This window comes from Spartobacteria bacterium UBA695 (assembly GCA_002298145.1).
Taxonomy (GTDB): domain Bacteria; phylum Verrucomicrobiota; class Verrucomicrobiia; order Chthoniobacterales; family Chthoniobacteraceae; genus UBA695.
The window spans coordinates 164,284-188,435 of the sequence record DBMP01000025.1 but is presented as its reverse complement, the minus strand read 5'-3'; the positions used below and the strand labels follow the sequence as shown (position 1 = coordinate 188,435).

Annotated in this window: 16 protein-coding genes; 9 read left to right on the top strand and 7 right to left on the bottom strand. The window is 54.7% G+C overall.

The window, feature by feature from the left end; all coding sequences use genetic code 11:
- Window positions 1–2: 2 nt before the first annotated feature.
- From B2828_RS14795 to B2828_RS14770, 6 genes are all read right to left on the bottom strand, one after another.
- Window positions 3–254 carry a hypothetical protein gene (locus B2828_RS14795; RefSeq protein WP_479634541.1) on the bottom strand — a complete coding sequence of 84 codons (252 nt, stop codon included), beginning with the start codon at window positions 252–254 and terminating at the stop codon, window positions 3–5.
- A 93-nt stretch (window positions 255–347) separates the two neighbouring features.
- Complete coding sequence (locus tag B2828_RS14790; RefSeq protein ID WP_479634540.1) at window positions 348–1,379, bottom strand: hydroxyacid dehydrogenase; 1,032 nt, start codon at window positions 1,377–1,379, stop codon at window positions 348–350.
- A gap of 221 nt (window positions 1,380–1,600) precedes the next feature.
- On the bottom strand, window positions 1,601–4,480 hold the full coding sequence (locus B2828_RS14785) for a beta-galactosidase (RefSeq protein WP_479634539.1): 2,880 nt from the start codon (window positions 4,478–4,480) through the stop codon (window positions 1,601–1,603).
- Between the two features lie 12 nt (window positions 4,481–4,492).
- Complete coding sequence (locus B2828_RS14780; RefSeq protein ID WP_479634538.1) at window positions 4,493–5,359, bottom strand: hypothetical protein; 867 nt, start codon at window positions 5,357–5,359, stop codon at window positions 4,493–4,495.
- Between the two features lie 256 nt (window positions 5,360–5,615).
- On the bottom strand, window positions 5,616–7,775 hold the full coding sequence (locus tag B2828_RS14775; protein WP_479634537.1) for a beta strand repeat-containing protein: 2,160 nt from the start codon (window positions 7,773–7,775) through the stop codon (window positions 5,616–5,618).
- Between the two features lie 255 nt (window positions 7,776–8,030).
- On the bottom strand, window positions 8,031–9,521 hold the full coding sequence (locus tag B2828_RS14770) for an MFS transporter (protein WP_479634536.1): 1,491 nt from the start codon (window positions 9,519–9,521) through the stop codon (window positions 8,031–8,033).
- Window positions 9,522–9,624: 103 nt separating this feature from the next.
- Between B2828_RS14770 and B2828_RS14765 the strand changes: the two genes are divergently transcribed.
- The 7 genes from B2828_RS14765 to B2828_RS14735 all read left to right on the top strand — a co-directional run bounded on the left by B2828_RS14765 (window position 9,625) and on the right by B2828_RS14735 (window position 17,870).
- Complete coding sequence (locus B2828_RS14765) at window positions 9,625–10,509, top strand: helix-turn-helix domain-containing protein (protein ID WP_479634535.1); 885 nt, start codon at window positions 9,625–9,627, stop codon at window positions 10,507–10,509.
- 115 nt (window positions 10,510–10,624) lie between these two features.
- Window positions 10,625–11,995: an FAD-dependent oxidoreductase gene (locus B2828_RS14760; RefSeq protein ID WP_479634534.1), complete on the top strand. Its 1,371-nt coding sequence runs from the start codon at window positions 10,625–10,627 to the stop codon at window positions 11,993–11,995.
- Between the two features lie 464 nt (window positions 11,996–12,459).
- On the top strand, window positions 12,460–13,065 hold the full coding sequence (locus B2828_RS14755) for a prepilin-type N-terminal cleavage/methylation domain-containing protein (RefSeq protein ID WP_479634533.1): 606 nt from the start codon (window positions 12,460–12,462) through the stop codon (window positions 13,063–13,065).
- Window positions 13,062–13,490 carry a hypothetical protein gene (locus tag B2828_RS14750; protein WP_479634532.1) on the top strand — a complete coding sequence of 143 codons (429 nt, stop codon included), beginning with the start codon at window positions 13,062–13,064 and terminating at the stop codon, window positions 13,488–13,490. The genes B2828_RS14755 and B2828_RS14750 overlap by 4 nt, the downstream gene beginning before the upstream one ends.
- Window positions 13,468–14,262: a prepilin-type N-terminal cleavage/methylation domain-containing protein gene (locus tag B2828_RS14745; RefSeq protein WP_479634531.1), complete on the top strand. Its 795-nt coding sequence runs from the start codon at window positions 13,468–13,470 to the stop codon at window positions 14,260–14,262. Before B2828_RS14750 ends, B2828_RS14745 begins: the two co-directional genes overlap by 23 nt.
- A gap of 3 nt (window positions 14,263–14,265) precedes the next feature.
- On the top strand, window positions 14,266–16,794 hold the full coding sequence (locus B2828_RS14740; RefSeq protein WP_479634530.1) for a hypothetical protein: 2,529 nt from the start codon (window positions 14,266–14,268) through the stop codon (window positions 16,792–16,794).
- A 125-nt stretch (window positions 16,795–16,919) separates the two neighbouring features.
- The gene (locus tag B2828_RS14735) at window positions 16,920–17,870 is read left to right on the top strand and encodes a glycoside hydrolase family 130 protein (RefSeq protein ID WP_479634529.1); all 951 of its coding nucleotides are present in this window, start codon (window positions 16,920–16,922) and stop codon (window positions 17,868–17,870) included.
- A 544-nt stretch (window positions 17,871–18,414) separates the two neighbouring features.
- Here the strand turns inward: B2828_RS14735 and B2828_RS14730 are convergent.
- A complete protein-coding gene (locus tag B2828_RS14730; protein ID WP_479634528.1) occupies window positions 18,415–18,648 on the bottom strand; it encodes a hypothetical protein in 234 nt (77 codons plus the stop codon).
- Window positions 18,649–18,792: 144 nt separating this feature from the next.
- On the opposite strand from B2828_RS14730, the gene B2828_RS14725 reads away from it, so the two are divergent.
- A complete protein-coding gene (locus tag B2828_RS14725; RefSeq protein WP_479634527.1) occupies window positions 18,793–19,845 on the top strand; it encodes a LacI family DNA-binding transcriptional regulator in 1,053 nt (350 codons plus the stop codon).
- A gap of 286 nt (window positions 19,846–20,131) precedes the next feature.
- On the top strand, window positions 20,132–24,121 hold the full coding sequence (locus B2828_RS14720) for a beta strand repeat-containing protein (RefSeq protein WP_479634526.1): 3,990 nt from the start codon (window positions 20,132–20,134) through the stop codon (window positions 24,119–24,121).
- The last annotated feature ends 31 nt before the right edge of the window (window positions 24,122–24,152 follow it).

The window sequence follows — 24,152 nt, the reverse complement described above, 5'->3', positions numbered from 1 at the left end:
GCTCATGAGCTTTCGGAACTCGCTATTATGTAGAACTTGGCCTTCGCGCCGATGTGGATTTCGTCGATGGCGATGCGTTTTACCTTCTTGAGCGAGATGTCTTTGTAACGCACCGCGAGGTCTGCTTTGACGATCTGCTTTACCGTGTCCCAGCCCAGATGGGTCAGCGCGGCCACGTCAATCAAAGGCATCAAGCGGCTCAGTCCGCAGACGAGTCGAGCCAGGGATAGGCTGTATCGGACGTAGGCTCGCAAAGGGGGGAGTGAACAAGAAAGTCGGCGAAAATTCCACGTGCTTATCGATCAACGGACGGAACCGGCGGGTCATGCCTATATTTCAACAGGCTGTTAAGATATCGGCTTGCTCCTTAGTTTGGCCACCGTCTCCCATTGGGCTCGTTGACACCGTTGGGGAGGTAGACCTTTCAAAATTTGCTCCAAGTCATCTACTACGATCTGTCCCATCCATGGCCAAACCTCCGAAATATTTCCGGCGCGATGAGCCTGCAATAGGGTGTTCGGGGTTCGGCGGGCACGATGATCTTCAGGGATGGGTTCCTCAGGCCACACGTCAATAGCCACCCGGATATGCCCAGAAGCCGCCGCATCAAGCAAATCGTCAAAGTCGACGACTCCCGCCCGGCTGACCAGCACTACAATGCTGCCCTTTTTCATTTTATCAAAATAGTGGCGCCCGATTCCACCTGTATTCTCCACTGTCACTGCGGCCAGCAGGAAAACCGCCGCCGATTTTTCAAAACATTCATCTAGCGTTGCAGGCGTCACGCCCGTTTCCCGCAGAACACTCGGGTGAATCCAGGGATCACACACAAGAATTTGGCCCCCGAATGGCCTCAATAACGGCAGGAGGGCGCGCCCCACGTTTCCACAGCCAACAATAGCGAGTGTTCGTCCCGATAGCAGAATGGAATCGTAATTGTCACCTTCGCCATAAAGCGTCTCCTTGCCAACGCGGATTGCGGCGTCGGCTTCATGGATGCGCCGTGCGCAGGATAGGGCCAAAGCGAGAGACATTTCTGCGACCGGCTTTGCAAAGACCGGCCCCGTGCCCAGCACGTGAATCCCTCGCCGGTGGCACTCTTGATAATCGATGTTCGGAAGAAAGTTGCTTTCCACATTGAATATGGCTTTCAGCTTAGGTGCCCGATCCAGGCGTTCCTTGGGCATCGGAGTCTGGCCGATAAGGATCGCCGTTTCTGGCAAATAACGGTCAATATACTCAGCTGGCGCAGGAGATCCCTCATGCCAAAGGACCTCGCCGATGCTTTCCAAACGCGACTTTGTCGCCGTATCGAACAAGAGGTCTATCGGGCGCGGATGGGGATCGAATAGAATAAGAGGGCGTTTATTGTTCATCATAGGTATCATGGTTTGTTGATTGCTGTAAGAAGTTGAAAGTCATCGGCGGAAAACGAAGCCGCCCTCTCCTGCGGGATCTTTCGAACATCATGTGATCTGAAATCGAGCGGAACGTTCGCCGGTAGGCCGCTTACAGTACCGGCGGCAATGAACGCCCAAATGAGAAACGATAAAAGAACGCTCTCGAACAAAAGTCGCCTATTCTATTCCTGGTAAAGCCTTCACTTCTGATCCAGCTCGAAGAATGGCGTTGGCCCATTCTGGAGTTTGCCCGTATCGATGGAAAACGAAACCCCGTCCGCTTTGGCCTGAAGGGGGATCTCCTCCATCCGCCGTCCACTATATCCAAGCGCCCACATTTTCAGTTCGCCTGGCTTGTGGTGAGGGATGAACCCATCCAGTCGCGCCACGCGCAAAAGAATGGGTAGGGAACCTGGCGCGATGAGCTTGTGCCGTTGCTCGTCGTTGAAAGTCATGCCGCTGTTGAGGGCATCGGTCGCGGCGATAAGGAGAAGCCGGTTGCTTTCCACCAGCGGTTTCGGCGTAAGTGAGCCCAGGAATACTGTGACCGGCGCCCCATGATTTTGCACTGAAAACCCTGGCAATTCCGCCTTCATGCCTGCGGATGCGAGAGCGACGCCCTGACTTCGCGAGGTTGTAACGGTGATCTGCCTGGCGTTTTCATTGAGAAGAATTTGTCCGGTATCGCTTTGGTAAATCCCCTTCTCTGGATCGGTGATGTTGCTCGGGTTAAGAATGCCTTTTGCCCGCAACTGGGCAACCATATTATGGCTGTTTGCCGAGGGTGCGGATTCGGAGAATTTCTGTGCCATTTCACCCGATATAATTTGGACCCCTCCGTCGGGCAACACGCTCATATTGGGACGGTAAGGAGCGCGGGGTGCGGCGTCGGACAGGCCCTCGACCCGAATCCCAAGGCCCGTCAGCAGCGAGAGGCGCGTAATCGGGGAGGAAAGGCCGTTCTGAAGCAGGAGCGGCTTTTCAGGGATGCTGGGGTTGACCTTAACCTCAACCTGATGTGTCGAAGTTTCCACATCGCCTCGGCGGAAAAACAAGGCGGCCATGTATTCGGCGGCCCTGAGCGGCGGATCGAACGAAATAACCGTGTTGACGATGGGTCCGACTTTCAATTCATCCCTGGTGCCGAACTGGGTCAGCATCGCCCATCCCTGCAACGAAGCATAGGCTGGAACGGTGAGCCCCGCCTCATATCTATAAGGATTCCAAAAAACATGACCCCACTCGGTGCATAGGTATGGCCGGCCCCAGTGCCGTGTCCCGGCAAGATAACGATAATAACTTAGGCCGGCAGACAAGGAGCTGTTGCCATCCTGGCCCGAGCCAGGCCGCATGTCGTCGGAATTCAAGTCGTGATAGGCGTGATTATCCGATACGTCCACCACGTCGCGCGAGAGGGCGACTTGAAGCGATCCGCCATTGTTGTATTCTGTCAGGGGTACTTTGACCCCGATCTCACGCACGGTGTTGGCCATCCACTGGTAGGTCTCACGCTCGATCTCGGTGTAGAACCGCATTAAGTCCTGCGTGGAAACCTTGTTGCTCGAACGCGGAGGAAGTTTGATCGTGTCGATGGTGGTGTTCCGGGGCAGATCGGAAACCGTGGCATCCCCTTCCTTGCGGCTCCAGGCGGTCCTTAGGGCGTCTGTGTTGCCATAGCGCTTGGAGAGCCAGGCACGGAAGGCAACCACAATGTCTGGATCGCTATCGGCTCGCGTGCCCATGAGGAAATCAATACCGGCCTCGTTACGCAGTTGGACGATGGCCACCTGTGGCTCATCCTTTAGCACCACCCCGGTGTAGGGGTTGATGTGCTCTAAGAGTTGTTTGACCCCCTTCTTCCAATGCTCCCTCGCGGAGGGATCGTAATACATCCGGCTGCGAAGCCGCTTGTCATGCGCCGCCTGGTTCCAGGGATCCCTGAGCGCGTAGAACGAAGCCCAGGAGGTGGTAAGGTCTAACTGCAAATAAACTCCCCGTTTCTTGAGGGCAGACGAAAGGCAATCCCACGCGTCGAGTTGCTTTTGGTTGAAGACGTGGTCCTGGTTGCTGCCATTCATCAGTGCGTAGTCCAGAAACTGCGTGCGGTAGATGTTATGACCGCTACGGGCGACTTGATCGGCGAGCCGCTCGGCCTTCTCCGGCGTCATCTTGGGCAGAAAGATCATCTGCGGCATGTCGCAAAAAAACTTCACCGGCTTGTCCGGAGCTTTTTCGAATACGAATTCCCCTTTCTTATTTATCTTGAGGAAGCCGTCTTTGCCAGCGTCTCCGGAGCTTGGAAAAATCGTACTGAAATCCAAAGCCGACCCCGGCTCAATATCGATATTGTCATCGTGCAGATCGTAAGGACGCCATTCGTCGTCCGCTTTTGCCGTCCAGTTCTTATGCTGCGGCAATGGCAAATCGACATCCGAAAGAGTGGCGGCCAAAATGATCCAAAGTGGGTTACCCTCTTTCCTGAATTCCACTGAAACGGGTCGACCTTCTCCCTCCGGCAGCGGGAATCGGGAGATATAGACACCCACCTGCGCGGACTTGTTCTCCTCGCGATAGGCTACCGTGCCATTGGGCTGATCCGTCGCGCCCCACCAGTCGGCCAGGTCCTGCCGGATTTTCACAGGATACGTGACCACCTTTTCCGAAGCAAAACGCACGGAAATCATGCCGATTTCTTCGCCGACACTCCCGGCTTGGCAAGCCGTATGCAGTAGGTAGAGAGCGCCGCCATTGGCGGGTGCGGACATAGCCGTCATGACGTCCACGGGCTTGGCATTGCCGCCATCCAAAACAAGAACAGCCCGGCCCTGATTTGAGGAGCCGTCGATGATGGAAAACCGGATACCACCAAAGTCGAACAAACCGGCCTTCAAACCGACAAGGGAGTTCTCAGGCCCCTGGTCGCTCCAACCTCCCTTCCCATCGCCCGCCACGTCATCCCGAAAGGCGCGATTAACAACGGACGTCAGATCAAGAGGGGTTTGATGCCCTTCCGCAAAACCCCTGCCGGAGGCCGCGAAAAGAAGTGCAATGATTTGGAGGAAACAAAGGATTCTCCGCATAGAAAGGATGTATTATTTCGCGCTCTGGAAGGTGACATTGCCGCTGAAGCTCTGCTTCGTGCCGGCAGCGAAGGCAAAGGGAGATTTCCATTCCGGCTGGCGCGCGGCAAGACTGACTTTCAAATAGTTTGCCCCGAAACTGCGCCCGTCTTGGAGAGACAAGACGGTGTTGCTCTGAGGTTGAACGGTGACGGAGCGCCCGTTCTTTTCGATGCTTGCGGAGGTGAACCCGTAACCCGTAAACGCGAGAACTTTATCGGAAACTTTGTAGCTCCGTTCCGTGTTCTCGTGGTCTACGACAACGATGGATGCTCCCGAGTAATCCGATTCTGTCGGCGCTTTATCAACAGGCAAAGGAAACGTAAAGGTGAACTGCGCCGGGATCTGCCAAGAGGCATCGGTGAGATAGGTAATCTCCGCCGTGAGCCCGAGGACGCCGTTCGCCAACTTTTTATACGACACGGAAAACGTTGCCACCTTTTCCGCATTCTGGGATTGCTCACCGAGAAGGACTCCTTGGACTTTTGTTTCCTCCTTGGTCGAGGAGATTTTTAATTCACTTTCCGGCACATATTCCGCCCCTTGGTAAATCGTCCCTTTCTGTTTTTGCAAGAAAATCTGACTCCGCGCGACAAGTGAAGTTCCTGGAGTGGAAATCTTTTCAATGGCCCCAAATGGATTCAGAGCGACGTCTACGCCATTGCCGAGATCCAATACGACGGGCACGGCCCCCTGTCCCACACAAGCAAAAGATAGGACAATGAATATTAAAATGATAAAACGAAACAGCGAACAGCTATCCGTACAATCAGGGACCTGTTGCGGGGTTTCAAGCCCTCTTTGCTTACTCAAGAAATGATATTCGAATAAATTAAACATATATTAGCATGCTGGCGCTGGTTTTTGTCAGTTCAGATTGATGATCCGTTGTTCAACTCAACCGTATTTGTGTTGCATCTATTAATTGATCATCGGAAAAGTAGGGATACGAGCAAATCGGCTTAGGCTAAAGAAACAGGGAAGCCAATCACCCTAACCCCAATAACTTTGGATGAATAGTTTGATTGTTTTAAGAAATCTCAGCTCAAAATGGAGAGAAATTAAACCACGAGGTTTATCCAGAACGGGGCAATACCTATTTACGGCGCAGGCGTTGCCCAAAGGCGAGCATGCCAACACCACCCACCAACATCGCCCAGGTGCTCGGTTCCGGAACGACCGACAGGGTCACGTCGTTGTAGTTGGCGTCTCCATCGGTTTTGGAGGAGAAGCTCAAGAGGTATTCCGTGGTGCCCGAGGTAAACGTATAGTTGGAGTTCGAGGTGACCGTGTAGGTGGAACCGCTTGTGAGGATTGTAGAAAAGTATCCCGTCGTGGTGCCGCTGCCGGTATTGTCGATAAGGGTGATTGTCTCGCCCATCGTCAAGCCGCTCAGTGAGGTAAGATCCAGCGTGCCGTCAAGGGTGACATTTCCGCTAACCTTCACCTGATCATAGGAGATTCCCGCCACCGTTCCGCTCACTTGCGCCACCAATGTGGAGTTATGGTCCACGGTGAGGTTGCCCTCCACCGTGGTGATCCCCGCGCTGTTGCCGGGGGAGATGGTGCCGCTGGTCAGCGCGAGATTGCCCGTCACCGTGCTGTTGCCACTCAGCAAGCCGCTGACGCTGGCGCTTCCCGCAATGGTGCCGTTGGCGTTCAACGTGGCTCCCGCGGAGACCGAAAGCGTGCCAGTGGATTGGGTGGTGCCCGTCAGTGATGTAGTGCCGCTATTCACCGTCACTCTACTGGCAATGTTGTAGCCACTTAGCGTGCTATTACCCTTAAGTGTGGTGGCTCCAATGCTCAGGCCGCTGCCATTGATCGTGGCACTGCTGCCGGAAACCGTGCCCATCCCTTGGCCGCTACCGGCAAGGGTCGCCCCGTTTACGGAAAAGCCGCCCGTAGCCGTGGTGGTCCCGCTAAGGGTCGTGGTGCCGTCCGCGATAGTCACGCTGCTGGCGTTGTTCACCCCGGAAAGGGCGCTGGCTCCGTGCAGGGTCGTGGCTCCCAAAGTCAAACCGCTGCCGTTGATCGTGCCGCTGGTGACGGCAGTAGCGCCGTTGATTGTACCGGACCCGATAACGGAAGCGCCGGACGCAACGGCGACATTGCTGGTCAGGGTGCTGTTGACTTTCAATTGGCCCACGTTGACTGACACTCCGCCGGTGGTGGTAACATTGTTGTCCAATTCCACGGTGCCTGCATAGGTACCCGTACCAATAACGATTGCGCTATTATTGGTCACCCACGAACCCGTTTTGAATACCGTCGTCCCGCCAGAGCCCGAAACCAGCGTCAACGTTCGCGTATTGCCGGAGGAGCCAATCGTGATATTGCCGGTATAGGTTGATGTTCCAGAAGTATTATTGCCGCCGAGCATGGCCACCTGAGAACCCGTGTTGGCCTTTACCAAAATATCGCGCCCGATGGTGTAGGTTCCGCCGATAAGCAGGGCCGCCGTTCCCGTGACGGTGCTGGTCGTCGCACCAAAACTGATCGCCGATGTTGAATTTCCCAATGCGCCATTGACACCGCTTAGCGAGTTGGCACCGACAATTAATGTGCCCGCCGTCCAATAAACGCCCCCGGTAAAGCTGTTATTGGCGTTGGTTACTGTCAACGAACCGGTAAACGTGTCGGTGGTGCTTCCATACCCATTGTAACTTAATGCGGTAACGTTGCCCAAGCCGTTATCCTGGATCACTCCGGAAATAGTGACAGTTCCATTGCCGGTAAATCCCAGCTTCGTAGTGCCGGCTGTGGGAACGTAAGTGGAATAGCCCGACACCGCAGTCAGATTTCCCATCACCGTCCCGGAAATCGAAACTGTGGAATTCACCGTCAAATACTGCGAGGCGTTATCTAACCGTAGCCCTCCCGCTAGGTTTAGCGTATTACTGGAGTTCGAATAGAAAATGGTGGTGCTCTGGCCCGTGATTAATACGGCTGGATTGATCGTGATATTGGTGGCGTTCAGACTAATTCCGCCGAGGCCAACACCGAGGACCGCTCCGTTGGTTCCATTCAACGTGGTGCCCGCCGTGTTAAACTGGATTCCTTGGACCGTATAGTTCGAATCCAATGTGATTGCCTTATTTGTAGTCGAACCGATCACGGCCACCACGGTGTTCGTTAGCGACCCAGAATAGACGAGCCCCGCATCACCAGGGATGCCAGAATTCCAATTGGTACCGGAACTCCAAAGCGCGGTTCCGCCTGAAGTATTTTGCCAAGTACTATAAGAGGCGGCCATGCTACGTTCGGCGCTTACTCCCAACAAAAATGGGGCTAGCAAGAGGGGTGTGATTTTGGAATTGATAGACGATGGGGTCATAGTCAGGGGTAGGTTAGTTTTTTAAGAACTGTGCATTTATTTTCTTGGAGGTAGAAAATGTCGGAACCGGGGCTTGAGTTGGGTAAATTGTTGCATCGGTCATAAAAATGACAACTTGTTTCAATTTTAGAATTTTACTATTTTTATTCAAATACTGCTCATGCACTTCCGCTCCTACATCATGCCTCTGCGCTGTTCCAGTAGGGTTCTAATTTCAGCCATGCTCTGTCGATTGAGCGGATATCTCCATATAAACAAGAGTGTGCCTCCCCAGGCGATAACCGGCATGCACAGATAAATCCACCGCATACGGTAAAGTACCTCTGGCGATTGACTGGCATGGCTGGCGCAAAATCCCGATAGTTGAATCATCACCCCTCCAAAGCCTGCCGCACATGTAAATGCTGCTTTGACAAACCACGAATAAAAGGCGTTCAGGGAACCCTCACGGCGGCGGGTGCTATGGAGTTCGTCGTAGTCGGCCACATCCGCTTTCATGGATGGAATGAAAAGCCACAGCGCCGAACTTGCCATCGATACGAAAAGGCTCGGGATCAACTGCAAATAAGGCATGCCCGGGCGTAAACAGAATAAATTAAAGAGATGCCCCCCCAAGCTCCCTACCAGCAACATGGTTACAACCCTTTTTTTGTCGTACTTTTCACCCAGCCACGTCCAAAATGGCAAGGCAACGATGCCGGCCGCAAATGTCACCGTCGAGATCCACCCTGCAATCACCGACGCTTGGGCGATATTGCCATTATTGATGTAGTAGATATTGATATACTGCCCGAGGCTGCTGGCAGACGCGCTGCCAAGGATCAAGAAGAAGGAGACTCCAATAAGATTCCAGAGCGGCTTGCATGAAGCTGATTCCCTAATGCTGGCCCAAAATGGATCGCGCGCTTGTTGACTTGCTTCAGCATAATAGCGCTCCTTAACGAACAGCGCGGGGAGCATTCCCAACAACAAAAGCAATCCCGCAAGCAGCCAGCTACAGACGCGCACGCCATGAACAATGTCAGCCTTTCCGGTTGCAGGATCGGCAAAGAGTGGGGAGGTCAGCAACGCCATGGTCCAGCCAGACAACAAAGCTCCCCCTTTGATGAAAAACGCCATCCAGGCCGACAGCCGTGTGCGTTCATCGTAGTCGGGTGTCAACTCCAACTGCAAACTATAGTAAGGCATCGCCCACGTACTGTAGGAGACATAGAAAAGCATCCCGATTGCAACCAAATAGACTACCTTAGCTGTCTCGCTGGTACCGGATGGCAGACGCCAGATTAGTATCGAAAACACAGCCGTCATCACCGCGCCGACAAACATGAACGGACGCCGCCGCCCCCACCGGCTGCGGAAGTTATCCGAAAGATTGCCGACAACAGGGTCCACAAAAGCATCCCAACCGCGCAATATCATGAGCACCACGCCGAGCAGTGCCGGGCTGAGGCCGAGGCCGATATTAAAATAGGGCATCCATATTACAGTGGTAATTAGCGTCGTTACAACATAGTCCATCACACCGCCTGAGCTAAACAGAAGCTTTTGGCCGAGCGGAATTTTGTCGCCTATTTTCGCCCCTTCCCTCCAATGTTTCGACAGAACGATGGCATCAGGCTTATGGGAGGCGCCTGCAACAGGAATATTTTCGCTAATCGGTGACATTATTGGGATAGAACTCTCTGATGCTGCGCAAAACTTGGGTCTTATAGTGTTTTCTATCGGAAAACTTCACAACTTATTGTGCTTGTAAAACTTTATCGTATGTATGCAAAATCTGCTCATGCAAACACCGGCTGTAATAAAACCGATTCGCTTGGGCGTATGGGCGAGCCTCCGTCTTCAGCTATGTTGGGCTTATGACACAGCATTGGATGCCATCTATAAAAAGCACGCCTACGTCCCGATCGGTCAGGCCGCGTGGTTGATTCGGCGTGGACAAGTCAAACTAACCTTTAGATCTGAGCAAGAAACCTTCGGAGCCGGTTATTGGGTATTTCCACGCGAGGAAGACGGTTGGCAGGAATTCAGCGACGACATTCAACTTCTCTCCATTCGGTTTCATGCGGAATGGCCAACCGGTGAGCCACTCTTCGATCGGTCAAAAACTCTGGCCATCCGGGCTTCGGAGTTGGCGGAGTTCACCCGAATTAGCGAGCGGCTCGCACGAAATGCGGCGGTATATTTTCCAGGCGTGACTTCGGAGTTGGGAAATCGACTCGGTTCATTACGCCAGCATTTGGCTTTCCATCGCACCTTTTCCGGGTGGCTGAGTGCCTACGTTTCCGCCATGGAGCGCCTCGGATTGATCCCCAATGAACTTAGTCACATGGATGAGAGAGTCAGAAACGCGATTCATGAATTGGATATTCAACCGTTAAATCAACCTTTTTCGGAGCATATTTTGGCCAAGCAGTATGGATTAAGTCTTAGCCAGTTTAACAAACTATTTGTACGCGATACCAAGCAAACGCCCAAAGAGTATTGGGATCAAAAGCGCATTCGGGCCGCACGGTTGGCACTGATGGATTCTTCCCGAAGCATCAAAGCCATCGCTCTAGATATGGGCTTTCATTCGCAGTCCCATTTTTCTTCTTGGAGCAAAAAAGTATTCGGCAAAGCGCCTCGCTATTTGCGGACGCAAGAGCCGTAATCGGGGGCATTCTGATACCCTCCGCCATGCTGTTTGATAAAACAGAAAGTATTTTTAAAAATACTTAGCGAGCAGTTTTTGAACATATATAATAAAGTATTGGAAGCGTTCCGAATTGCGAATTCCCGATTTGAATAGAGACTCAGAACTATTCAAAACTTATATTTTTATGGGACCAATTCAGGATATACATCTTCCCGTGCAATCTGCCGGTTCGCTTGAGGTAATAGTGGTCGGCGCTGGGCTTGCGGGGTGCTGTGCGGCGTTGGCTTCCGCTCGCAATGGAGCCCATACGCTCCTGGTGGATGCGATGCCTTATATTGGCGGAAATGGGGTGACCGGGCTGCCGTTCAGCAGCTTTCGCGCAGCGAATGCAAACCGCCTTGTCGTGGGTGGGATTGCGCTGGAAATCATGAATCGACTTCAAAAGCGCGGAGCTTTTTCCTGCGACATTGAAAGCACTGAATGGCTGCCTATCGACAACGAAGTTCTGCAAATCGAACTCACCAAGATGCTCGATGAAGCTGGCGTAGATCTGTTGACGTATTCGCCGTTACTAGAGGTAAATCGCGACGGACGCCGTTTGACCTCCGCGATCTTTTACAACAAGGAGAATACGTTAAGCTACGATGCCCAGATTTTTGTGGATGCCACCGGCGACGCCCAGGTAGCTTGGGCTGCGGGGCTCTCCACGCCCATGGGTCGGCAGAGTGACGGGAAAACACAGGCCCTGTCGCTGATCTTCGTTCTCGGCGGCATTGACGAGTCCCGCACGCCAGGATGGGATCAAGTTCAGGCCAAGTGGGATGCGTTGCGCGAACAAGGGTCCCATTGGCGCAATCCGCGGACCGGCGTGGCCCTTTCCGGCCCGTTCCGCATTCCCGGTAAACCGGGCGTCTATTCGCACAACGTGACTCGTATTCTGGTTGATAAGGGAACCGATGGACGCCAACTCGCGGAAGCGGAGAAGGAAGGCCGCTATCAGTTGGAGGAATTCGTGGAGGACTTTTTGAAACCGCACATTCCCGGCTACGAAAAGTGTTACCTGACTCAAATCGCCAGCAGGGTGGGTGTGCGGGAAACCCGCCGCATTGAGGGGCTGTATGAACTACAACGCGAAGACCTCATTACCCAGAGAAAGTTTGAGGATTCCATCGCATGCAACAGCTATCCAGTGGATATCCACAGCCCCATTGGCGGCAACACGGAACTCACCGAAGGGTTCCTTCCGCCTGGAGGCTATTATACCATCCCCTATCGCTCCTTGGTGGCCAAAGGCGTGGACAATTTGCTGGCCTGCGGACGGTGCCTGTCTGCATCCCACGAGGCTCTTTCCGCCGTCCGTGTCCTAAGTGCCGCGATGCCCACTGGTCAGGCTGCCGGCACGGCCGCGGCTCTTTGTGTGCTTTCTGGAGAGATACCTTCCCGTCTTGATCCACAAAATTTAAGGCGTATTTTACGTAAGCAAGGGTCAATTATTGACTAGTCTTTCGCTTTCTCCTCCCCCCCCTTATGCAAGCCTCGTTTGTTACTCGTTTACCTTTTCCTCTCATATCCATTGCCGCTACTCCTCCCCCCCTCGCAGCAGAGATCGGGAATACCGTGGAATGGAACTACCTGACACAAGCCTTGACGCCCGAGCGCCGGAACGGGCTCAGCAGTAGGGCAGACGGCGGAGAGTGCCCCCATGGAGAAGATGCGCTTGAGTTGCACCGGAGTTTAAACGCAACGACTTGTCATGGCCGTCGCATGGGAACCGCTGGATTCCATCAAACGCTTTCGGCGGTAAGCTCAATGGCAAACGTGCCAAATCAATTCCCGTGGTAAGCGATGAGAACCAATGGCGGCTTGTCATCGATACCGTCACACTAATAAAATCAGGCCCCAGGCCCATTTTTCAGATCATTGAAAACTAAAGCATTCTAAATTGAGCAGCAACGAATTCTCCCTATGGACCGCAACTGCCTTCAATGCACTCGTGGTTTTTCCTTGATTGAATTGCTGTTCGTCATTGCCATCATGTCGGCACTGACGGGCGTTGGTGTAGCAACGTTCTCCGGCAATTCAGCCCGGGTTTCGACCGGTGGAAATCTTGTGGCCGACCTTGCAAGTCAAGCTCGCCAGAATTCTCTCTCCAAAGGCGTCATGACCGCATTGGTGATGGCTAAAACAACGTCGACCGCCACCTCAAACTATCGGGCCTTTGCATTGGTTGAAAAAGTATCCGGCACCTCCAACTGGACACCAGTGACCCGTTGGAATCACCTGCCGCAAGGCATCGCCGTGGACCCTTCAGGAAGCGACAATTTCATTAATAACACCCCCCAGGTTCTCACCCCGGAACTTCCTTCGATTGCGGGAACCCAGATTTCGGCAGCAGACTGTGCCTTCCAGGTGTTTCTTCCCGACGGGCGCCTTTCCACCAAGGGAATCACGACGACAGTCTCCCCGACATTGCGAATTAACGAGGAGACCAAGACGGGAGCAAGCGGGGGCAACTATTACGAGATTATTATTAACCCGCTTACCGGAACGTTCAAAGTCGAGCGCCCATGAACACCAGGGCTAAAGTGCCGGAAGATAGCGCGTTTAGCCTGGTTGAGTTGACCCTCGCCATTGGGCTTATTTCGTTCTGCCTCATGGCGCTGCTGGGATTGTTCGATGTGGGGATGAAGGGGGGGCGCCAAACAGCGAACGATACGGTTCTCGCGGCCACGGCATCGCGGCTTGCCTCGGAAATTATAGTGACCCGAAGCTTTAGTTTTCCCGCCATCCGCTACTTCGATGCCGATGGTGAATCCGTCGCCCAGAGCGCCGCTCTTTATGCCTGTACCATCAGCAGTTCCACGGTGCCCGATTCGCAGCTTCCGGGCATTTCCACCAATCTGGTAAGAGTTTCAATGGTGTTTGGGTGGCCGCTCTCGGCCCCGGCCTCCGCGCAAACCACGCATACGTTTTATGTCACGCTTCCGCCACAATAACGGCTTTTCCCTACTGGAATTGCTGGTTTCCATGGCCATTCTCACCGTGATGGTAACTGTTTTGACCGCGATTTCCGGGCATGCCCTCCGGATCTGGCAACGCGGAGAAAGCGACAACCAACACCGGCAAAGCGCGCGCCTCGCCCTCGATACCATTAGCCGCGACCTAAGAGCCGTTACAATGCCGCTGAATCGCTCCGGCACGAACTCCCTGCAATTCGTGATCAACCCTGACGTCGGCACCAGTTACAAAAACCACGATGCGCTATTCTGGCAGGCGCCAGTCGCCACTGATACCAGCTCGGGGAACTTGGCCATCGTTGGCTATTTTGTGCGCTGGAACGGCGCAAAAGCATCTCTTTGCCGATTGTTGGTCAATCCGTCATCCGCCAGTTACATCTATGCGCAGCCCAACGCCTGGGTCACTAGCGATATTCTTGATACGGAATGCCCCGCCAACAGTAATAATCAATATCGCGGTCTATTCTTGGAAAACGTCATCGGGATATGGGTCAGCGCATGTAACGCTTCGGGGACCAGCGTGCTTACCAGCGGGAGCTACAACTCCCGCGATACCCAAGGCCTGCCCGCGACCGTCGAGATCTCCATGGTATCGCTCGACCGGGTGAGCGCGTCCAAAGTCACCGGGGTGATCTCTTCCTCCGGTTTCTCGGATGCCCCCAGTTTTGTGAACAGCTTGCCCAAAGCGATCCGATCCGGAGCCATCGTCACGGGGATCAAAGTAAACCTTGAAAGCGCCTCTGGATGGTAGCCCATGAAAACACGCGCCTCAGCCCTTATCCTTAATCTGCTTTTGCTTACGCTGCTCACGATCCTCATCGTGGGCTTCATCACTAGTGTCCGGATGGATATTGCCATGTCGCGCACCCATCGCGAAGGCATCCAGGCCGGTTTTCTCTGCCGGATGGGTTCCGACGCGGCCATGGCCCGCATGACCACGGTGCTTTCAAACACGGCTCAGCTTTGGACCTCCCAGCCAGGAGCCCTCTTAACTTCTTCCAACGGCGGCACGAGCTGGTCATCGCTCGAACTTTCCTCGGGTTCCTGTAGCAGCTCGGGAAGCGGCGTGGATCTCAACCGCGCCGATCTCGAGTCAGGCACGGAATACCCCATCGCCTCGGCCGGGGTCGTGGGAACCAGCCAGCCCAATCTTTACGCGAGATGGATCTACGTAAACAAGGACGGGAGCCTCGCCAGCAGCGCCACCACCACTTCCATTGGACGTTTCGCTTTCTGGGTGGATGACGAAAGCACAAAAGTCAACATGAACACCGCCTGGAAGCGAACGACCGGCACTTCCTCAAGCTATCCCTTGCAGGTTTCTCTCTCGGCGGCTGGCTTTTCTGATCCGGACGCCATCCATACCGCCCGGCAAAGCCGCGACTATAATACCTTGCCGGACTTTCGCGCCATCTCGGGCTCGGCGGCGTCTGTCATCGCCACCAATGGCTTTTACCTCACGGCATACAACCACACCCCCAATCGCAATATTTTTGGTGAGCCGCGCATCGTGCTCACCACCCAGAAAAACCTGGCTAATGGCGGCGAATTTCTGGATATTCTTGCCAACGACAATAGCGACCCAGGAACTGTGAGTAGCCTGAGTTCGAACAAGCTCAATACCGTCATCCAACGTCTCTCCGGGCTCTTAAAACGCACCGACTGGCCCATTTGCCCAGGGAAAAGCTTCGCCGCCAAATTTTCGCCCATCCGCATTGAACAGATCGCCGTCAACATTATCGAATATGTCCGCGCCCGCGAATCGTCCGTTCCCTTGGTAGAGCCAATCCGCGGAGAGCTCATCAACGGGGCATTCGCCCTGAATTCCAACAATTCAGTCTATTCCATGATGGGTAACAATCGAGGCGTCCGGATTACGGAGGCCGGTTTTTATCTGGAGAACGGAAGCGCGGCAGGCCGATACCGCCTCCGAATTATCGTGGAACTTCACTTGCCCAAATATGCCGGACTCGCCTCAGTTGATTTGAGTAATCTGGCGCTCTCCTACAATATCATTGGCGCTGGTGGCACTCCCTATTCCAACCTTTGGGTGTACCCCTACAATACCACCTCCAACGGCGGCAGCGTCTTTCCTTCATCGCCGGTTCCAGCGTTTAACGCCACCGTAGTCGCAGGCAACCTTACCCTCAACGCAGGGGAATATCGCAAGGTTTCAATACTCTCCCCTTATGAGCTAACCTTCACTACCAACACCGTTACTCACGCCCCCTACACAACGACTGATTTGCAGTGGATTTATGCAACTCTGGCCCTTATGAATGCCGCCAATCCGACTGCGCGGCTTGAATACGTGAATTTGCCAAACTACACCGTCCTCTCCACCGGCGTCTTAGGCCCTGATACCGCGATCAATTCGCTGGCTTCTGACGACCCCTACAATCGGAGCAAAAACAACTGGACTAGTCAGGCACCGGCAAATGTTACCTGGGGTACGATTAACACACACGTCAGCACCCTGGGCAATTCCTCTGGCGTCAATCCTCAGCAAGATACCGATGCCACAGGTTCCATAACCGACGTCGGTCTGCAATTTCCCCAGCTCAAGGGACAGACAGGAAATCTGTACGGCGTCATGGAAAGTGTGGCAGAACTTGGGTTCATCCACACAGGCTACGAATCAAGCACAAGCTACCAAGGGACCCCTTGGCGGACGCTACGCTTACAGCCCAAGAGCGACGGCACCGCAACCCTGCCAGATTGGGCGCTACTGGATCTCTTCACAGTCCCTCCTGACACCAGTTTTTACGCACATCCCACCAGTGCTTCCGATGGAGGCAAAGTTAACCTTAATGCCACGGTCCTACCTTTTGTCAGCGGAACATCCGGGGCCCATTTAACCCGAAGCATTCCCATTGAGGCCGTTCTTCAGGGATCGGGGTCAGCCGCTCTATCTGCTACCAGTGCCACGGTTTTCTCCAGATCCATCACGAGCCACAGCCTTTCTACCGCTAACAGCACCAACCCCGGATGCTCTTATGGTTTATCCCATTACATCATGCCCGGCCAAATTGCAGAAATTCAGGGCATTGCAGACACAGGGGAAGCGAGTGAAAAACTACTGTGCGACATCGTGGATCATTTTACGGTGCGCAGTGGTGTCTTTACTATAATATCCGTTGGTCAATCCATCCACCAATTACCCAGCGGCACGATTCAGGTGCTTGGAGAACGCAGGGAGCGCCGAGTGGTGGAAATAACTCCGGCAGGAACCAGCGGAACATCTCCGTTTCTGAGGACAGTTTCCATCGAGCCTATCCAATAACTTGGATAAATAAGCAAACAACATAGCTATACAAAATAGCTCAGCCGACTAACTCTCCTCTAGCCCAGAAATGTGAGTCCTGTTACCTCTTAAAAAATCCCTTTGTTGATCCTTTGAAACCATTTATGCTTACTGAACCGTTCGGCCTCACGAGATACGAAAACAATCCCATCTTGGCTCCCAAAGATTTTCCCGGAGCCGATGCGATCTTCAATTGCGGACAGACGATGTATAAAGGCAAGACCATCCTCTTGGTTGCCGTTATGCTGAGAAACGACCCCTTGCCCCGCATTCATGTTGCGGAAAGCACTGATGGGCTACATTTCAAGGTTCGCCCCACCCCTTTCATTAAGAAGTCTATTCTCGCACATATTGGACCGCTTGATAACTGGCCCATCGACCCCCGCTTGACCTATTTTCCAGAGGAGGATTGTTACTATATTATGCGACCGGGAAACTCTGAACATGGTTGCGTTGCCATTCTTGGGAAAACGAAAGACTTTGAAACTTACGAGGACATCGAAGTCATTGCGCTGCCGCACAACCGGGTCCCGTGTCTTTTTCCCGAGAAAATCAATGGCTCTTATGCGCGCCTTGATCGCCCTTATTCGCTCATATCGGATCCTCATAATCATCAGCAATACGGCCACATTTGGCTTTCTTATTCCCCGGACTTGATCCACTGGGGACGGCACCGAATTCTGTTGGCGCCGTGGGCTCAATGGAACTCGACCAAAATCGGGCCAACACCTCCCATCAAAACGAAGGATGGGTGGCTTATGATGATCCATGGCGTCAGCACCTCATGCACCGGCCAACGCTATTGCCTCGGAGCCGCGCTTCTGGATTTGGAAGATCCCTCGCGGATTATTGGAAAGGCGAACGGGTATCTCCTTTCTCCTGATGCCGATTATGAATTCATGGGGCGCGTTCCCAATGTTGTCTTTACCTGTGGCGCGATTGCAGACCTCGAGGAGGATCGCCTTCGAGTTTACTATGGTGGCGCAGATACCTGCATCGCACTAGCCACCGCGAAGCTCAGCGAAATTGTCGATATCTGCAAGAAGGGATTGTAGACCAGTTTCCCTCCAGCGTCGGGATGACCTAAATAATTCGATCGCGGCCCTGCCTTTCGAGTTCGCCGTGGCGGCAAGTGACCTTACAATGTCGCAACAAGACAAGGTGGACATGGCGTGGCGGATTAAAGCAGGGATGAGGGTTCGGGATCAATGCGACGATTCTGAGTCGGCACTCCTTCTCTTGTTTCGGGGCCTCGTTGTCTTTCTCACGGCAAAACCAGGCCATAATGGTATGGAGGGGATAATTATCCATCGGCGTGAGCAGCCGTCTCCTCCCGTAGTCCCGTGATGTGGCCCGTCGCCGCGTCACCTTCAACCAAAAGCCCAGCCTTTATCGGCTGGGCTTTTGTCTTTTTACCCAAACCAACACAGAAAGGAGCCATCACCATGGCCGTCATACTAAATCTAACCTATTCAAAAAAGCTGGGACTGCCCAACTGCAGCAGCCACCAGTTCAGCGTCAGCATACAGTCGGAAATTCCCGATCTTACTTGCACAAGAATTCCGGGTTCGTCCGCGAGTTAGTCGGCAATATGGCGATCTATTCGACGGGTGACGGCATCACGCCGCAGGCCCAGTCGGGCAGCCAGGAATGGAATCGCCAGGCCGAGGTATATTTCGCCAATTGGGCCGCCTGTTGCAAAGTTACCCGGCGGTTCTCATTCGAGGAATGCCAGTCGCTCTTATGCCGGGGATCGACGTGGATGGCGAAGACTTCGTCCACAAGACTCGTGGCCGGGACAACCGGCCCGTGCTGCAACTGATCGAGACGCACCGCTTGGCCAGCCCTTGAAAGATCGGATCGAAGAGAATTACCCCAGGTTCTTCCCCGGTTTTGATCTTGTCAATAATCCTCAAAACTAGATACGCTTGCGGATGCATGACCCCTCATGATCAACCGTCTCCATCGGTCCCTACGATGGAGGATATCGCCCGCCTTGTTGGCGTTCATCAAACCACGGTTTCGCGCGCGCTTCGCAACGATCCGAGAATTACCGAAGCCGTCAAAATCCGGGTTCAAGAAGCGGCCAGGCAACTGGGTTATCGCCCCAATCCCCTTCTGTCGGCACTGGGAACACTGCGCCGACAACGCGCCTCGGCCTATTATCAAACGGTGCTTGCCTATATTGTCAAAGGAGGAGCAACGGGAGCCCACCTTTCGGGGGCCCTGGCTGCCGCGGAGCAGCGAGGCTACAAGGTGGAATGTTTCGAGATCGGCCCCCAACTCCATGAGTCCCGGCTCAACGGCATTCTGATCGCTCGCGGGATTCAGGGGATCATTCTAGGACCGTTGCCGGAAGCTCACGGGCATTTCAATCTCGATTGGGAACACTTTTCTACGGTTGTAATCGAATACTCCTTCACTCAGCCTGCCTTTGACCGGGTGATCACGAACAGTTACGACACGATGAATATCGTGCTGGCCGAGTGCCGTCGGCGCGGCTTCACGCGGCTGGGGGTGGCGCTTCATCAAATCGTGGATGAGCGCAATGAAGGGCTCTTGTGCGCCGCTTATGCGCTGGCTCGTGAACGGGATCCCGGCATGGCGCCGCTGCCGCCGCTCTTGATGCCCGATTGGGATGCCGATGCGTTCCTCGAGTGGTTTGAGCACGAAAAGCCGCAGGTCGTTATCTCGTCCAATTTCTTTCTGCCGCATATCGAGGCGTGCCTCCAGAAGCTGAATTTGCGTGTTCCGGATCAAATCAGTTTGGTTAACCTGAACGTCAGTTCCCACCGCCCCAACGACAGCGGTGTTTGCCAGGATGCCCCGGCGATTGGTGGGATCGCCGCACGCCTAGTCATCGAGAAGCTCAATCATAACGACCGGGGCATCCCTGCCTCCCGCCTGACTGTGCTGACCGAAGGCCATTGGTTTGAAGGCTCGACGCTTTTGCAACATTGCCAACCCATCCCATCCCCCCGACCGCCTACCTCGCCTCGCGATGGCGGGCAGCAGCCCCTTTCATCCTGAGCGGCTTGCATAACATGTGAGACAATGTCTCATGGAAGGCGTGCTTTGAGGGAATGCTGCATTCCCTGAAATCGTCGCCTTATGCATCGGCATGCAAGGAGCCATGATTGCCCCTGCATCAGAAGTAAATCATGTTTCGGGGCATGAGACGCAACTGTTTCCCTCTGGTGATGACCCTGGGGCACGCATCTCGTGAACTTTTCCGCTTCTCCCCCCCCATGGTCATTCACCCGGTGTAACACCAAGCGCCAGCTCTCCATTCCAACACAGTACCCTGAACTCTAAAATGAAACCCCGCATTTTGAAGATAACCTCCAGCGTCACTTCCTTGAAGGGACTTAACCATCGCACCCCCGAGTTCTACAGCGCGATTGCCGCGTTGCTTTTAAGCGGGGTATGCACTTCGTCGGCAGCCAACTTCACCTGGAATGTCAGTGGCACCAATGATTGGAACACCGCTGCAAACTGGAATGGTGGCGTGCCGACCGTAGGGGGGGCTGTCTATATCACAGCCGATCCGGGGACCCCTGTTGTGGTGAATTACAACGCGCCGATGTCCGCTGCCAGTATTAGTACCCTTACCCTGGGTTACGGGGATACCAATACCTCCGGCCATACGTCGACCCTCAACCTTTCGGCCGCCGGTTTCAAAACGACGGGGGCTAACCTGATCACTGCCGGAGGTATCCTCAATGTTAATGCCGGTGGTGTTTACAACAACACCAGCACACTTACTCTCGGCAACACCACTGGAACTTCCACCAGTCTTGCCTATCTGAACAATAATGGCGGGTCGCTGACCGTCAGCGGGGCGACCACCGTGAACTACGGCGCCATCAGCCTTGCCTCGGGCACCAGTAACTTGGGGGCGGTTACGTTGTATGGATCGAGCTCGCTGGCCGTGGCCGGGGTTGCCACGAGCGGGACAGTGACGCTGAGCGGTTCCTCCTCCGCTATTAACGTCAATGCAGGCGGAAATTATACCGCCGCGGCCCTCCTGTTTGTCAGCAACACCGCTACGCAGGCCAGCGTTGTCAACAACAACGGCGGTTCGCTCACTGTCACGGGAGCCGTCAAAGACAACTACGCGGCATCGAGTTCCGGGGTGAACCTTAATCTCTTCGGCGGAACATCGACCTTTAGCGGTGGCATCGTACTGAATTCGGGCAGTTCGTCGGTCAAAATCAGCGGCGGCGTCAATTCCCTGGGCGACTTTGCCGACAGCCGTGACGGCAGTGGCAGCGGCGGCTCTACCGTCCATGGTTTGGTGATCACTGGCGGCACAACGACAGCTAACAGCATTTTGCTGGGAGGCGGCAGCACTGGCGGCAACTCCTGGGGCAACTTGAACCTCAGCGCGGGTTCGCTAACCGTGAGCGGCTCGTTTGTCCTGGGTGATGTCACCACCGGCACCGGTCGCGGAGGAAATCTGACGGTCACGGGAGGGACGCTTGTATCCACAGCCTCAAGCGGACTTGTTCTCGGCAATGCGAACATTGCCACTGGCCAGGCAACGTTCACCGGCGGTACATCGACCTTTGAGGGGATTACCCTCTTGTCTTCAACAAGCATCACATCGGGAACCGCCAAGCTGACGCTCAGCGGCGGCGCCGTGTACGTGGGCAGCGGCGGCATCGTGGCCAACACCGGCGGTGCCGGGTCTATGGCAACGATCTCCCTTGGTGGCAACAATGCGGTTCTTGCCGCGAAGAGCGACTGGTCGTCCTCCGCTTCGATGAGCATCGTTTCCGGCTCCATTATTCTCCAGGCTGCGGACGCGTCCGGAGTGGCACACAACATCAGCCTGAGTGGCCCCATTGGCGGTACCGGCTCGCTCGTCAAGACCGGCGCGGGAACGGTGACGCTATCCGGCTCCAATACCTATACCGGGGCCACGACCGTTACCGCGGGCACCCTGGCCCTGAATTCAGGAACCTACAATGGCGCAACCGCGGTTAACGATGGAGCGACTCTGGCCCTGACGGGCACGGTCACCGGCAGTACCGTGACATTGTTCGGCTCCACCTCCAACGTGAATGTCAATGCCGGTGGCAACTACACGGTTAGCAACTTGGTGTTCAACAATACTGCGCAGAGCGGCACGCTGAGCAACAACGGCGGCATTCTTACGGTCACCAACACCGTTAAAGACACTGGGGCCGGTGGCACCAACGGTTACAGCATCAACCTGACTTCGGGAACCTCTATCTTCAACGGGGGCATCACCCTCGACAACAACAACTCTGTCCTCAAAATCAGCGGAGGTGTCAACTCGCTGGGGGTTGTTGCCTCTAGCCGGGATAACGGCGTTTCCAGTTCGACCACGGGGGTGATTATTACTGGGGGGACGAGCACCGCCTCCAGCGTTACCCTAGGGGGCGGCAGCACGAACGGCAACGGTTCCGGGAATATGAACATGAGCGCGGGCTTGTTCACGGTCGGCGGCTCTTTCATTCTTGGCGACACGAATACCACCCCCCGTTTTGGCACCCTGACGGTTACGGGCGGAACGCTCGTATCCACCGCATCAACGGGACTTGTTCTGGCCAACGCGGATAACCAAACCGGTCAGGCGACGTTTACGGGAGGCACCTCGACTTTCGAAAAAATCACCCTCCTGGGATCATCTTCCATCGCTTCCGGAATCGCCAAGTTAACCGTTAGCGGCGGGGCGTTGTATATCGGCAGCGGCGGCATCTTAGCCAACAGCGGTGGCACCAATTCAGTGGCAAGTGTTACCCTTTCGAGCGGGGCCACTATTGGCGCGAAAGCAGACTGGTCCTCCTCGGTTCCCATGACCCTCAACGCCGGAGGCATCACCTTCCAGGCATCCGATGCGTCCGGCGTGGCTCACGACATTAGCCTGAGCGGCGTGTTGTCTGGCACCGGCGGCCTGACGAAAAAAGGCGGCGGCGCTTTGACCCTGGCGGGAAGCAATACCTACACGGGAAGCACCACCGTTTCGGCCGGCACCTTGAATGTCAATGGATCACTTGCCGCCGCAAGCGCGGTTACAGTCAATTCCGCCATCCTTGGCGGCAGTGGCTCCGTGGGGGGGAATGTCACAGTTGCAGGCGGCACTGTTAATGGCTCTGGGTTGAGCATCAGCGGCTCCGGAACGTTCACGGGTAACAGCACCCTTTCCGGCATCAACACGGTCGCTGGTGGGGCGACGGTTTCATCCGGCACATTGACCGCTTCAGGCACCACCATGAGCAACCTCACCGTGATGGGCAATGCTGTGGCCTCCGAGAACGGTTTGTTGAACGGTGCCGTCACTGTGAATGCCAATGGCACGCTCAATGGCAGCGGCATCATTAACGGTACGGTCACCGACAACGGCGCGATTTCCGGAAACCTGACATTCAACAATGATGTGATTATTGGCGGCGGCGCAACGGCATCGGCGGCTGCATTCAACGGCAACGTTATTAATAATGGCACGATCACAGGCTGCCTGACAGTCCAGAGCGGCATGACGCTCAGCGGCTCTGGTTCCGTGAGCGGTGCAACGCATATTAACGGGGGAACGGTCAACGGCAACTTCTTGACTCTTGGGGCCACTACCCTCACCGGTGCCAGCAACCTGAAAGGCACGCTTGGGGCAAGCAGTGTGACGGTTCAGAGCGGAACGACGTCCTTGACGGGTGCGGTAACCACCACCGGCACCTTGTCGGTCAGCGCCGGAGCCACGTTGAGCAACAATGGAACTTTGGACGGCTCCATGAGCGTAGCCGGGTTGTTGAAAGGATCCGGGACGATCAATGGCAACCTCGCTTTGAGCGGTACTTTGGCTCCGGGGAATAGCCCTGGGATCACGAGCATCAATGGCGACCTGACGATGTCCCCAACCGCTACATTGGCGATGGAAATCACCGGAACGGTGGCCGGAATCGGCGGATATGATCAAATCAAGGTCAGCGGCAATGTGACCCTGACCGGCATCCTCGATCTCTCCACGCTGAGCGGATTGGCGTTGGGAAATACCATCACGCTGATCGATAACACCGGCTTGTCGACGACGACCGGTGGTTACTTCTCTGAAATCATCACCAGCGGCTCCACCTATGCAATCACCGGTGTCGGTAAAACGTACGTGTTCTCTATCGGCAGCACGGAGTACTTGTTGAACTATGCAGGCAGCGCCGATGGAGATAGCGTCAACAACGACGTCACATTGACGGTTGTTCCAGAGCCCAGTACTTGGGGAATGCTCATGGGTGGGCTTGGGATGCTGGCATTTGGCCAGCGGATGCGCCGCAAGCATATCCGGTAATCATCTTAAAATATCCGCAACTCTGTAAGGG

What these genes read in the sequence shown, in the direction of transcription:
- B2828_RS14790 (WP_479634540.1), bottom strand. Translation starts at nt 1,379, where the DNA reads ATGATGAACAATAAACGCCCTCTTATTCTATTCGATCCCCATCCGCGC.
- B2828_RS14785 (WP_479634539.1), bottom strand. Translation starts at nt 4,480, where the DNA reads ATGCGGAGAATCCTTTGTTTCCTCCAAATCATTGCACTTCTTTTCGCG.
- B2828_RS14780 (WP_479634538.1), bottom strand. Translation starts at nt 5,359, where the DNA reads ATGTTTAATTTATTCGAATATCATTTCTTGAGTAAGCAAAGAGGGCTT.
- B2828_RS14775 (WP_479634537.1), bottom strand. Translation starts at nt 7,775, where the DNA reads ATGGCCGCCTCTTATAGTACTTGGCAAAATACTTCAGGCGGAACCGCG.
- B2828_RS14770 (WP_479634536.1), bottom strand. Translation starts at nt 9,521, where the DNA reads ATGTCACCGATTAGCGAAAATATTCCTGTTGCAGGCGCCTCCCATAAG.
- B2828_RS14765 (WP_479634535.1), top strand. Translation starts at nt 9,625, where the DNA reads ATGCAAAATCTGCTCATGCAAACACCGGCTGTAATAAAACCGATTCGC.
- B2828_RS14755 (WP_479634533.1), top strand. Translation starts at nt 12,460, where the DNA reads ATGGACCGCAACTGCCTTCAATGCACTCGTGGTTTTTCCTTGATTGAA.
- B2828_RS14750 (WP_479634532.1), top strand. Translation starts at nt 13,062, where the DNA reads ATGAACACCAGGGCTAAAGTGCCGGAAGATAGCGCGTTTAGCCTGGTT.
- B2828_RS14745 (WP_479634531.1), top strand. Translation starts at nt 13,468, where the DNA reads ATGTCACGCTTCCGCCACAATAACGGCTTTTCCCTACTGGAATTGCTG.
- B2828_RS14740 (WP_479634530.1), top strand. Translation starts at nt 14,266, where the DNA reads ATGAAAACACGCGCCTCAGCCCTTATCCTTAATCTGCTTTTGCTTACG.
- B2828_RS14735 (WP_479634529.1), top strand. Translation starts at nt 16,920, where the DNA reads ATGCTTACTGAACCGTTCGGCCTCACGAGATACGAAAACAATCCCATC.
- B2828_RS14725 (WP_479634527.1), top strand. Translation starts at nt 18,793, where the DNA reads ATGGAGGATATCGCCCGCCTTGTTGGCGTTCATCAAACCACGGTTTCG.
- B2828_RS14720 (WP_479634526.1), top strand. Translation starts at nt 20,132, where the DNA reads ATGAAACCCCGCATTTTGAAGATAACCTCCAGCGTCACTTCCTTGAAG.